General features: G+C 58.7%; 7 protein-coding genes. 4 read left to right on the forward strand and 3 right to left on the reverse strand.

What is annotated here, in order from left to right:
* Positions 1-113: 113 nt before the first annotated feature.
* The 4 genes from gltB (at position 114) to LC059_RS14870 (ending at position 9,206) form a co-directional block, all read left to right on the forward strand.
* Entirely contained in the window at positions 114-4,565 is a 4,452-nt protein-coding gene (gene gltB / locus LC059_RS14855) for a glutamate synthase large subunit (protein WP_226704651.1), read from the forward strand.
* 15 nt (positions 4,566-4,580) lie between these two features.
* Positions 4,581-5,999: an FAD-dependent oxidoreductase gene (locus tag LC059_RS14860; protein ID WP_226704652.1), complete on the forward strand. Its 1,419-nt coding sequence runs from the start codon at positions 4,581-4,583 to the stop codon at positions 5,997-5,999.
* A gap of 521 nt (positions 6,000-6,520) precedes the next feature.
* Positions 6,521-7,600, forward strand: coding sequence for a uroporphyrinogen decarboxylase (gene hemE / locus LC059_RS14865; RefSeq protein WP_226704653.1), 1,080 nt, complete (start codon positions 6,521-6,523; stop codon positions 7,598-7,600).
* A 229-nt stretch (positions 7,601-7,829) separates the two neighbouring features.
* Complete coding sequence (locus LC059_RS14870; protein WP_226704654.1) at positions 7,830-9,206, forward strand: HD-GYP domain-containing protein; 1,377 nt, start codon at positions 7,830-7,832, stop codon at positions 9,204-9,206.
* Positions 9,207-9,225: 19 nt separating this feature from the next.
* Here LC059_RS14870 and LC059_RS14875 read toward each other — a convergent pair whose 3' ends face one another.
* The 3 genes from LC059_RS14875 to LC059_RS14885 all read right to left on the reverse strand — a co-directional run bounded on the left by LC059_RS14875 (position 9,226) and on the right by LC059_RS14885 (position 12,571).
* Positions 9,226-10,452: an MFS transporter gene (locus LC059_RS14875; protein ID WP_226704655.1), complete on the reverse strand. Its 1,227-nt coding sequence runs from the start codon at positions 10,450-10,452 to the stop codon at positions 9,226-9,228.
* 227 nt (positions 10,453-10,679) lie between these two features.
* On the reverse strand, positions 10,680-11,531 hold the full coding sequence (gene asd / locus LC059_RS14880; RefSeq protein WP_226704656.1) for an archaetidylserine decarboxylase: 852 nt from the start codon (positions 11,529-11,531) through the stop codon (positions 10,680-10,682).
* Positions 11,532-11,764: 233 nt separating this feature from the next.
* A complete protein-coding gene (locus tag LC059_RS14885; RefSeq protein WP_226704657.1) occupies positions 11,765-12,571 on the reverse strand; it encodes a sulfurtransferase in 807 nt (268 codons plus the stop codon).
* Positions 12,572-12,597 lie beyond the last annotated feature (26 nt).

Raw genomic sequence — 12,597 nt, forward strand, 5'->3', positions numbered from 1 at the left:
ATACCCCCAGGGACAGTCTATTGACTGTGACCTGATTGCCACCGCCGGTGAATGATGGCCGGTTCGGTGCGCCGTCATGGTATAGGGGTAGCGATAACACTTTGAGGAATTCTATGGGTAGCGGTCTGTATCGATTGGATGAGTTCAAAGATAACTGTGGCTTTGGACTGATCGCCCACCTGAAGGGCAAAACCAGCCATAAGTTACTGCAGACGGCGATTGAATCGCTGACCTGCATGACTCACCGCGGCGGTATTGCCGCCGATGGTAAAACCGGTGACGGCTGTGGCCTGTTACTGCAAAAACCCGATGGTTTCCTGCGTGCCGTAGCCAAAGAGCAATTTGGCCGGGACCTGAGCGATCTGTATGCGGTCGGCTCGATCATGTTGCCGCTGGACGAGGCCGAGGCCGCCAGCGCACGCGCCATTCTTGAGAGCGCTGTGCAAGCGCAGGGCCTGCAGGTGGCCGGCTGGCGCGTCGTGCCGACCAATGAGGACTGTCTGGGTCCTATCGCCAGGGAAAGCCTGCCGCGATTTGAGCACCTGCTGATCAACAACGCGCAATCACCGCTGGAGCAGCAGCAGTTTAACGCGCGCCTGTTCGTTGCCCGCCGCAAGGCGGAGCAGCAGCTGACTGATGTCACCTATATCGGCAGCCTGTCCACATCGGTGCTCTCCTATAAAGGCTTGATGATGCCGGCGGACCTGCCGGCGTTCTTCCCGGACCTGGCGGATCCGCGCCTGGAAACGGCCATCTGCGTTTTCCACCAGCGTTTCTCTACCAACACCATGCCGCGCTGGCCGCTTGCACAGCCGTTCCGCATGCTTGCCCACAATGGTGAGATCAACACCATCACCGGTAACCGCAACTGGTCCGTGGCGCGTACCAACAAATTCATTACCAAGCTGGTGCCAGAGCTGTCCGAGCTGCAGCCGCTGGTAAACCGTGTGGGTTCCGATTCCTCCAGCCTGGACAATATGCTGGAGCTGCTCACCGTGGGTGGCATCGATATGCACCGCGCCATCCGCATGCTGGTTCCGCCAGCATGGCAGAACGTGGACACCATGGACTCGGACCTGCGCGCTTTCTACGAATACAACTCCATGCATATGGAGCCATGGGATGGCCCCGCCGGCCTGGTACTGACCGATGGCCGTCACGCCGTGTGTACCCTGGACCGTAATGGCCTGCGTCCGTCCCGCTGGGTGATTACCAAGGACGACTTCATTACCGTTGCGTCCGAAGTGGGTACCTACCATTACGACCCGGCCGACGTCGTCGCAAAAGGCCGCCTGGGTCCCGGTCAGATTCTGTCTGTGGATACTTTGAAGGGCGAGCTGCGCCATACCGCCGATGTGGATGGTGAGCTGAAAAATGCGCAGCCTTATAAAAAATGGCTGAAGGAAAAGGCTCGTCGCATCCGTTCCACCCTGGTGACCGCGCCGGTAGACAACAACTTCTCCTTCGACCAGTTCAAGGTTTACCAGAAGCTATTCAGTTCTTCCCTGGAAGAGCGCGATCAGGTTATCCGCCCGCTGGCGGAAGCGGGGCAGGAAGCCGTGGGCTCCATGGGCGACGATACGCCGATGGCGGTACTGTCCGAAGGCAACCGCTGCCTGTACGATTATTTCCGTCAGCAGTTTGCGCAGGTCACCAACCCGCCCATCGACCCGCTGCGCGAAACCATCGTCATGTCTCTGGAGACCTGCCTGGGCCGTGAGAAATCTGTCTTCGAGCAGACCCAGGAACACGCGGACCGTGTGATTCTGTCTTCGCCAGTGCTCTCGCACATGAAATACACGGCGTTGCTCGATCTCGGTCGAGAAGAGTTCAGGGCAAAAGTTTTCGACCTCAATTACGATCCTGCGCAGCTGGACCTGAAGAGCGCCATCGAAAAACTGTGTAGTGCTGTTGCGGACTCTGTGCGCAAGGACGGCACGGCCATTGTGGTTCTGTCGGATCGCGATATCAAAGAGGGCAAGCTGCCCATCGATGCGCTGATGGCCACCGGTGCAGTACACCACCACCTGGTGCACAACGGCCTGCGCTGCGACTCCAACATTGTGGTGGACACCGCCACCGCGCGTGACTCACACCAGTTGGCGTGTTTGATCGGCGTGGGGGCGACCGCGGTGCACCCGTACTTCTCCTACAGCATCATCAATCACCTGATCGAAACCGGTGAGCTGCTGCTGGACGCGGCGACCGCACAGAAAAACTATCGCAACGGCATTATCAAGGGCCTGCTGAAAATCCTGTCGAAGATGGGTATTTCTACCATTGCGTCCTACCGTGGTGCGTTGCTGTTTGAGCTGGTGGGCCTGTCCCAGGACGTCATTGACCTGTGCTTCCCGGAAGCTCCTGCCCGCGTATTGGGTGCCGGTTTCAATGAGCTGGAAGATGACATGCGCGCGCGCGCGCAACTGGCATGGAAACCGCGCAAGAAGGTCTCCCCCGGCGGTCTGCACAAGTTTGTCTACGGTCAGGAATACCATGCGTTCAACCCGGATGTGGTCAAGGCGCTGCAGGAAGCGGTGCGCAGCGGTGACTACGGTGCCTGGCGCGACTACGCCACCCTGATTAACCAGCGACCGGTCGCTACCCTGCGTGACCTGCTGGGGCTTAAAAAAGACGTGCAGCCGATTCCGCTGGAAGAAGTGGAGCCCGCGGAAAACATTCTGCGCCGCTTCGATTCCGCCGCAATGTCCCTCGGCGCCCTGTCGCCGGAAGCGCACGAGGCGCTGGCCCAGGCTATGAACCGCCTGGGTGGCCGCTCCAACAGCGGTGAGGGTGGTGAGGATCCGGTGCGATTCGGTACCGACAAGGTTTCCAAAATCAAGCAGATCGCCTCCGGCCGTTTTGGAGTTACCCCGCACTACCTGGTGAATGCCGAGGTGCTGCAGATCAAGGTCGCCCAGGGTGCCAAGCCCGGTGAGGGCGGCCAGCTGCCCGGCGGCAAGGTAAACGAGCTGATCGCACGCCTGCGCTACTCCGTGCCAGGTGTGACCCTCATCTCGCCGCCACCGCATCACGATATCTACTCCATTGAGGATCTGGCGCAGCTGATTTACGACCTCAAGCAGGTCAACCCGGACGCGCTGGTCTCGGTGAAGCTGGTATCCCGTCCCGGCGTCGGCACCATCGCCGCAGGTGTGGCCAAGGCCTACGCGGACCTGATCACCATTTCCGGTTACGACGGCGGTACCGCCGCGAGCCCGATCACCTCCATCCGCTACGCCGGTTCCCCCTGGGAGCTGGGGCTGGCGGAAACCCACCAGACCCTGCGCGCTAACGACTTGCGTGGCAATGTGCGGGTACAGACCGATGGCGGTCTGAAGTCGGGTCTCGACGTGGTCAAAGCGGCCATGCTGGGTGCCGAGAGCTTCGGCTTCGGCACCGCGCCGATGGTGGCGCTGGGCTGTAAGTACCTGCGTATCTGTCACCTGAACAACTGTGCCACTGGCGTCGCCACCCAGAACAAGGACCTGCGCGACGAGCACTACATCGGCACCGTGGAAATGGCGATGAACTTCTTCAAGTTCGTGGCCGAGGAAACCCGCGAGTGGATGGCGAGCCTGGGTGTGCGCACCATGGACGAGCTGGTGGGCCGCGTGGACCTGCTGGAGACCCTGGAAGGCCGCACTGCCAAGCAGAAGACACTCGACCTGTCGCCGCTATTGCACACCGATGCACTGCTCGACAGCAAGCCGCAGACCTGCCAGCAGGCCAAGAACGAGCCCTGGGACAAGGGCCTGTTGGCCGAGCGCATGGTGGAAGAAACTCTGCCGGCGATCGAAAACCTGGCCGGCGGCGAGTTCAGCTTCAAGCTCACCAACTGCGACCGCTCTATCGGCGCGCGTCTTTCCGGTGAGATTGCCAAGCGCCACGGCAACCAGGGCATGGTGGATGCACCGATCAAACTGCGTCTCACCGGCGTTGCCGGTCAGTCCTTCGGTGTGTGGAACGCCGGCGGCCTGGAGATGTACCTGGAAGGCGACGCCAACGACTATGTGGGTAAAGGTATGGCCGGCGGCAAGCTGGTCATCCGTCCGCCCCAGGGCAGCGAATTCGCATCTCAGGAAACCAGCATCGTCGGCAATACCTGTCTTTACGGTGCCACCGGCGGCAAGCTGTTTGCCTCTGGCTGTGCCGGTGAACGCTTCGGCGTGCGTAATTCCGGCGCCTTCGCGGTGGTTGAAGGCGCAGGTGATCACTGCTGCGAATACATGACCGGCGGTATGGTCGCGGTGCTTGGCAAGACCGGGGTCAACTTCGGTGCCGGTATGACCGGCGGCTTCGCCTATGTGCTGGATATGGATCGCGACTTCTTCGATAAGTGCAACCACGAGCTGATCGAGCTGCGCCGCATCAGCAGTGAGAGCCTGGAGGAATACCAGAGTCACCTGCGCGAAGTGATTGAGGAGTTCGTTGCCGAGACCGGTAGTGCCTGGGGTGAGGAGTTGTTGGACAACTTCGACGATTACCTCAATAAATTCTGGTTGGTGAAGCCGAAGGCCGCCAGCCTCGCCGGACTGCTGTCCGATGTACGCAAGCGCGGCGAATAAGGGGGATATTTACTTATGTCACAGCGTCTTAACAACGATTTCCAGTTTGTCGACGTGGGCCGAGTGGACCCCGCCAAGAAAGACATCATCACGCGCACCAACCAGTTCGTGGAGATTTACCAGCCGTTTACCCAGCGTCAGGTAGCCAGCCAGGCGCACCGCTGTCTAGACTGCGGCAACCCCTATTGCGAGTGGAAGTGCCCGGTACACAACTATATTCCGAACTGGCTGCGCCTGATCAGCGAAGGCAACATCATGGAAGCGGCGGAGCTGAGTCATCAGACCAACTCCCTGCCGGAAGTGTGTGGCCGCGTATGTCCGCAGGACCGCCTGTGTGAGGGGGCCTGCACCCTGAACGACGGCTTCGGTGCGGTGACCATCGGCAATGCCGAGAAGTACATTACCGATACTGCCTTTGCCCTGGGCTGGCGTCCGGACCTGAGCGCGGTGAAGAAGACCGACAAGCGTGTCGCCGTTGTAGGCGCCGGTCCCGCGGGTCTCGCTTGTGCGGACGTGCTGGTGCGCAACGGTGTGCAGCCAGTCGTCTTCGATAAGTACCCGGAAATCGGCGGCCTGCTGACCTTCGGTATCCCCGAATTCAAGCTCGAAAAATCCGTGATGCAGCAGCGTCGCGCGATCTTCACCGAAATGGGCGTGGAGTTCTGCCTGGAAACGGAAATCGGCAAGGACATCACCTTCGACCAGCTGATGGCCGATTACGATGCGGTATTCCTGGCGATGGGTACCTACAACTACATGAAGGGCGGTTTTCCCGGTGAAGACCTGCCTGGTGTGTACGATGCACTGCCGTTCCTGGTGGCCAATGTGAATCGCAACCTGGGCTTTGAGAAGAAACCGGAAGATTTCATCTCGGTAGAGGACAAGCGCGTTGTGGTTCTGGGTGGTGGTGACACTGCGATGGACTGTAACCGTACGTCTATTCGCCAGGGCGCCAAGCGGGTGACCTGTGCCTATCGCCGTGATGAGGAAAACATGCCGGGTTCCCGCCGCGAGGTGGCGAATGCGAAGGAAGAGGGCGTACGCTTCCTGTTCAACCGCCAGCCGGTTGAGATTGTCGGTGACGGCAAGGTAGAAGGCGTAAAGGTGGTAACCACCAAGCTCGGCGAGCCCGACGAAAACGGCCGCCGCCGTCCGGAAGTGGTACCCGGGTCCGAAGAGATCATCCCGGCGGACATCGTACTGGTAGCCTTCGGCTTCCGTCCGAGCCCGGCGGAGTGGTTCGGTGACCACAATATCGAAGTCGCCGACTGGGGTGGTGTTGTTGCGCCTGAGAAGCAGGAATACAAATTCCAGACCAGCAATGAAAAAGTCTTTGCTGGTGGCGATATGGTTCGCGGCTCTGACCTCGTTGTTACTGCTATCTGGGAAGGGCGCCAGGCTGCTGAGGGTATTCTCGATTTCCTCGAGGTTTAGTTTTTCCTCTGTATTTGCCTATGTTGTACCGCTAGCTGGTTCTGTGGCGGTACTGCTGCCGGTAAACGTTTGCCAGACACGCCGTGAACCCATCCATGGGGCTCTTCTAAAACGTCCCTGTTTTAGAAGGTCTGGCAAACGTTTACCGGCATCAGCACCTTTTCATCGAATTTCAGCGCTGAGCCTGAATCACAGACGGGTTTCTCCGAAGTTCCGGACTTCTCATGAGCCCGATGCGAAGGCTTTGATGCCGGGTGGCTTTATGCGGGACCGTCTGCGGCCAGGACGGCCGCAGCCGAGCCCCCAGGGATGGGTTCACGGCGTGTCCCGCATAAAGCCACCCGGTAGCAAAGCCGCTACCGTCCTGCCCGAATACGTACCACCGACGCCCAAATCTGGGGCCAAAATAAAGATCCGTAGCTCGCCCCAATCACCCACATAAATCCTGAGTCAGGCGAGTCTCTGTCCTAAAAGAGACCTCGAGAGTACAATGGCCGGCCATTTACCCAGTCCTTGTGATCATGTCTGATACCCAGTTCGCCCCCCTCCAAAACGACCGATTCCTCCGTGCCCTGCTGCGCCAACCCGTCGACCGTACGCCCATGTGGATGATGCGCCAGGCCGGTCGCTACCTGCCCGAATACCGCGCCACCCGCGCCAAGGCCGGCACCTTTATGGATCTGTGTCGCAACACCGAACTGGCCTGCGAAGTGACTCTGCAACCGCTGGAGCGCTATCCCCTCGATGCCGCCATCCTGTTTTCTGACATCCTCACCATTCCCGACGCCATGGGCCTCGGGCTGTATTTTGAGGAAGGTGAAGGCCCCAAATTCAAGAAACCAGTGCGCACCAGCGCCGATATCGCTGCTCTTGAAGTGGTCAATACCGCTAACGACCTGAGTTACGTCACCGATGCCGTCACCACCATCCGCCGCGAGCTGAACGGTCGCGTGCCGCTGATAGGGTTCTCCGGCAGTCCCTGGACCCTGGCAACCTACATGATTGAAGGTGGCTCCAGCCGGGATTTCGCCCGCGCCAAGGAAATGCTCTACAACCGCCCGCAGGATATGCACCAGCTGCTCAGCGTGCTGGCGGATTCGGTGATTGACTACCTGAACGCCCAGATCCGTGCTGGGGCCCAGGCGGTACAGATTTTCGATACCTGGGGTGGGGCGCTGAGCCACAGTGCCTATAAGGAATTTTCCCTGAATTATATGGCCCGTATTGTGCAGGGGTTGATCAAGGAACAGGATGGCCGTCAGGTCCCGGTAATTCTGTTCACCAAGGGTGGTGGGCAGTGGCTGGAGGCGATGGCGGATACCGGTGCTACTGCCCTGGGCCTGGACTGGACTACGGATATCGCTCAGGCGCGCGCCCGAGTTGGCGACAAGGTGGCTCTACAGGGCAATATGGATCCGTCCATCCTGCTGGCAAATCCAGAGCGGATACGCGAAGAAGTGAAGACCATTCTCGCCGCCTACGGTAAGGGCGGCGGGCATATCTTCAATCTCGGCCACGGGGTTACTCCGAAGGTAGATCCGGCCCACGCGGGCGCTATGTTTGATGCAGTGGTGGAATTGTCTCCTCAATACCACCAGTGAATCGGAATGAATTGTGGGGGTGAGTAATCACTGACCACCCATGTGTGACGCGTATCACAAATATAGTGTCTACTAGCGTGTAGACTTGTGTGACAATTTGCCCCGCTTTGGGTATGCCCCAAAGCGGGGCATTAGTGTGTACCAGTCATGCCGTTACCGGCTGGTATCGGCGGCTCCCAGAATTAATACAGAACACCAGAACAAAACAAAAACACGCGGCAACTATCAAGTGGCAATCCAACAGGCGAAGGTATTCGTTGAAGACCTGCAACGGGGCATGTTTGTGTCCCGTCTGGATCGCCCGTGGACGCGCACTCCTTTTGCCCTTCAGGGCTTCTATATCCGCGATCTCGAAGAAGTTCGACAGCTGCAGAAATACTGCCGCTATGTCTATGTAGATGTAGTCAAGACCGTGGGCGACGTGGGCGTCAAGCTTCGCAAGCTGACCAGCGCCGCCAGCGAAGCCGGATCTGGCTCGTCTCCCGCCAAAGGTACCCAGCGGCGCGTTCCCGTTGCTATCAACTGCAAGCCGGTACAGGTAAAGCACGACAGCTACGCTCCCCCTGAGCCGGCTCGCAAAGAAGCGGCCAAGGCCCGGCAGCTGCACGATCGTATTATCCAGGGCATGCATGAGGTCATGGTTCAGTTGAATGCGGACCGCCCGCTGCCCACCGCGCAGGTCAACCAGACCGTCACGCAGATGGTAGACAGCGTGCTGCGAAGCCCGGATGCATTTTCTTGGCTGGCGCGGGTACGCGAAAAAGACGAGCACACGTACAGTCACTCGGTGCGCGCGAGTGTATGGTCCGTAGTGTTTGGCCGCCATATCGGTCTGCGGCGCCAGGAGTTGGTACAGCTGGCGATTGCCACTCTGTTGAAAGATGTTGGCAAGCTTTACCTCCCTGAAGAAATCCTGAAAGCTAAGAAACGGGAGCCGCGGGAAGAGCTGGAGTATCGCAAGTTTGTGGATTACAGCGTGAAGCTGCTTTCCTCCGATGCGAATATCGATCCGCAGGTGCTCACCATCGTGCAGTGTCACAGGGAGCAGTACGATGGCTGCGGTTACCCACGCGGCCTGCGCGGTGGACAGATTCCGGTATTGGCCCGGATGTGCGGTATCGTCACCTTCTACGACGAAGCGACAAATCCCCGCGGTGCAGAATTTCCACTGCCGCCGTCGAGGGCTGTGAGTCAGCTGTACGATCTCCGCAATAGTGCTTTTCAGGAACAGCTGGTGGTGGAGTTTATCCAGTCCATGGGGCTGTACCCCACCGGTACTCAGGTCGAGCTCTCAACTGGTGAGATTGCTGTAGTGGTGGAGCAGAGCCATAAACGCAGACTGAAACCGAGAGTCATGCTGGTGACCGACGGAAATAAAAAGCTGCTGGAAAAGCCGCGGCTGTTCGATATGGCCGCCGATGATGATCGCAAGCAGGCGATCGTCAACAAGGGTAAGAAATCCCTGGCAGAAGTGGGCCTGATCACCATCACTCAGGACCTGGACCCAAGCCGCTACCCTCAAATTGATGTGGCCAAAGTGCGCGACCAGTACTTGTACGAGCAGCGCCTTCCCGCCTTTATCGCGCGCTTAATTCCCAGCCGATAAATTTTATCCGCCCTTCTCTTCAGGCAGTGACCGTTAGCGGCTTCTGTTTTGTGGTCATTGGCGCCAGCAGGGTAAGCAGGCTGGCGGCGAGTATCAGCCCCGCTAACAGCAACCCCAGTGCCTGAACATCCCAGCCCCGATCGAGCAGGAAACCCAGCAGAAGTGGTGAGGCTGCGGTGGAAAACACCATGCTCGCCTGGGAGACCGAGCGTATGGCGCCCAGATGTGTACTGCCATATCGTTCCGGCCACAGGGCGCTGCCTGCGGTGCCTGTACCCGCCTGCGCAATACCGATTAGCGCGAGGTACAAATACGGCACCCAAGTGCTGTGGCACAGCGCCAGCAGAGCAAGAGCTGCAATCATTGGGCACAAAGCAAGCGGCAGACTGCGCTGGGCCCCGAACCGATCCACCAGCCCGCCGGCAAAAAACAGCGCGAGCAAATGTCCGGCAGCGTAGCTGCCAAATGCACCGGCAAGCACGGCCATGGACCAGCCGCGCTCATCGGCAATCGCGGTCTGGTGAAACAGGATTGCAGTAACCACAAAGGGAGTCATTGGCGCTGCAGGTAGCAGGCAGTAAAACCCGCGATCCCTCAAAACCTGCGAGCGCGTGTAATCGCTAGATTCCTGGTCGCTCCCGTCACCGCTTTCTGTGGTCCTGTTGCCGGTATCACCGGCGAGCCAGATCAGCGCGGGTAACACCGCAGTAAACAAAACCGCTGCTGCAATCACCCATACACTGCGCCAACCGTTGGTATCAATCATCAGTGAGCCACCGGTGGGCAGCAGTGCCTCGGCGATGGGGAAGCCCAGCGCCGCGAGTGCAATTACTCTGCCCCGGTTTGCGGTGAAGTAGCGCCCGGCAGTGGTCATTCCCATATGGGTCATAAAACCCTGGCCGGCAAAGCGCAGCAGGAAGAACCCTGGCAGCAGCATCCAAGCAGATTGTGCGAAAGCGAGAACCAGGCAGCCGCCGCACAACATCAAGACTCCCAGAGTCGCTACCCGTCTCAGCGGCCATCGGTCTACCAGAGTTCCCGCACTTAGTAATACGAATGCTGATAGCAGTGTTGCGCCACTGTAGCTGGCGCCGTACCAGCTATTGCTCAGGTTGAATTCCTCCCGTAGTGCGCCGCCGAAAATGGCAATAAAAAATGTCTGGCCAAAACCGGAGGCGGCGACGGCGAGCAGCGCGAAAAACGCGAGTTTGGGATTGCTGCGGATGAAGGATGGAATTGCAGGCATGGTAGATTCGGCGGGTTCGGTGGATCGTTTGAATGTAAATCCTGTGGCGGTCCCGCTACCGGGTACTTGTTGGCGAGACACGAGCTAGGCGCTCCCCCTTAACCCATCCATGGGGGCTCTTCCGCGAGGTCCCTCTCGCGGAAGGTCTCGCCAACAAGTACCCGGTATCGCCACCTTAGCTCGGAATTTCGAGCTGCGAATGTGCGATGAGGTGAATCAGCTTTGAGTTAAATCAAATCCCCGAAGTGCTCGCCCATTTTTACCGGTGTCTCCGCGGCCAGCTCTTCGAGCCAGTTCACCTTGTCAGCACCGAACAACAGCACCACGGTAGAGCCGAGCTTGAAGCGACCCATTTCGTCACCTTTTTTCAGTGCGATGGGTTTTTGCTCGTCGTAGCGGGTGGTGCGAATCTGGCGCTTGATGGGCGCAACCTGTCCAGCCCAGACGGTTTCGATGGCGGCAACAATCATGGCGCCCACAAGAATCATTGCCATGGGACCGGCGGCGGTATCGAAGATACATACGAGGCGTTCGTTGCGGGCAAACAGGCGGGGAACATTCTCCGCGGTGGTGGTATTTACCGAGAAGAGTTCACCTGGGACATAGATCATACGCTGAAGCACGCCATCGAGCGGCATATGAACGCGGTGATAATCTTTTGGTGAGAGGTAGACAGTTGCAAATTTTCCGCCGGTAAATTGTGAGGCAACTTCGGGATCGCCACCTACCAGTTCGAGCAGGCTGTAGTCTTGGCCTTTAGCCTGAAAGATTCTGCCGTTGTGAATTTCACCCAACTGGCTGATGGCGCCGTCGGCACAGCCGGCAATGGTGCCTTCACCCTCGACGATGGGGCGGGCGCCTTCTTTGAGGGCGCGGGTGAAAAAGTCGTTAAAGCAGGTGTAGGCGGTGTAGTCCTCTTCGAGGGCTTCGCTCATATCAACCTGGTACTTTTCCACAAACCATTTGGTAAACGGGTTCTTAATACCGCCGATGCGGGTTTCGGCTAACCAGCCAGCCGCTCTGGAGAGCAAGTGTTGGGGGGTAATGTATTGCAGGAAGATAAACAATTTCGGGTGCATGAAGGTTTGTTGGTCCCGTTGGTTTGTGTCTGGTGCCGTGCTCTATTCGAGCTCGGTTTAAGTAGTATGGCGGTCAGGCACCGGGTACGGGTTTTCAGGACCGCTGTGAATACGTCCCTGTACGCTGCGTCGGCGGCGTCCATGCCGCCGACGCTCCTGAAAACCCGTACCCGGCACCTGCCCTTCGATTCGAACTTCCTTGCTTCGTTAGCGAAAACGAGCATGGCTATCCGTTAGTTCTCTATTGGTGTGTCTGCCAGGTTGCCCCACTCACTCCACGACCCCGGGTAAGCCTTGATCGGTAAGCCAAGAGATTTTCCCACCAACCAGGTAAATGCTGAGCGATGGTGGCTCTGGCAGTGGGTCGCAATTTCTTTTTCGCCATTAATCCCAAGCGCTGCGAGAAACTCTTTCGCATCAGAGCGAATGCGCAAGTCCCGCTGCGGATCCATCAGTTGCGTCCATTCGCAGTTTATCGCACCGGGAATATGTCCGCCGCGCATGGCAACAATACGTTCACCGGTATATTCCGCCGGCGAGCGTGCATCCCAGATTTGCAGATCGTTTTGATCAAGGCGCTGCTGAATTTGTTCCGCGTCTATCATCGGCGCGTTGTCAGAGACATTGATGTCGATGTCACTGGGGGTGACGGCGACGTCTTCGGTGGACAGGGGCAGGCCCGCGTTTTTCCAGGCGACCATACCGCCGTTCAGATAGCTGTATTTCTTGTGGCCGATGACTTCGAGCGTCCACAGCAGGCGTCCGGCCCAGCCGCCGCCTTCGTCGTCGCAGGCGACGATGTGGGTGTCGGGGGTGAGGCCGATGGCGCGCATGACTTCGGTAAGACGCTCAATCGACGGGAGCTTGCCGGGTGCGGGTGGGGTGCCGGCCATGAGTGCCTGGAAGGGAAGGCCAAGGGCGCCGGGAATATGGCCCGCGTGATAGTTGGCGGGAGCGCTCAGGTCGATTACACGAATCTCCTCGTGCTCGAGCAGCGGGGCCAGCTGCTCCGGTTCCAGGATCAGGGGTACTTCACTCACTTGGTTTTCCTCGTGGGATTCCTTAT

The organism is Microbulbifer elongatus (assembly GCF_020524885.1).
Classification (GTDB): domain Bacteria; phylum Pseudomonadota; class Gammaproteobacteria; order Pseudomonadales; family Cellvibrionaceae; genus Microbulbifer; species Microbulbifer elongatus_A.

Bases quoted from the DNA above. Each gene is read 5' to 3' on its own strand.
- gltB (WP_226704651.1), top strand. From the start codon at position 114: ATGGGTAGCGGTCTGTATCGATTGGATGAGTTCAAAGATAACTGTGGC.
- LC059_RS14860 (WP_226704652.1), top strand. From the start codon at position 4,581: ATGTCACAGCGTCTTAACAACGATTTCCAGTTTGTCGACGTGGGCCGA.
- hemE (WP_226704653.1), top strand. From the start codon at position 6,521: ATGTCTGATACCCAGTTCGCCCCCCTCCAAAACGACCGATTCCTCCGT.
- LC059_RS14875 (WP_226704655.1), bottom strand. From the start codon at position 10,452: ATGCCTGCAATTCCATCCTTCATCCGCAGCAATCCCAAACTCGCGTTT.
- asd (WP_226704656.1), bottom strand. From the start codon at position 11,531: ATGCACCCGAAATTGTTTATCTTCCTGCAATACATTACCCCCCAACAC.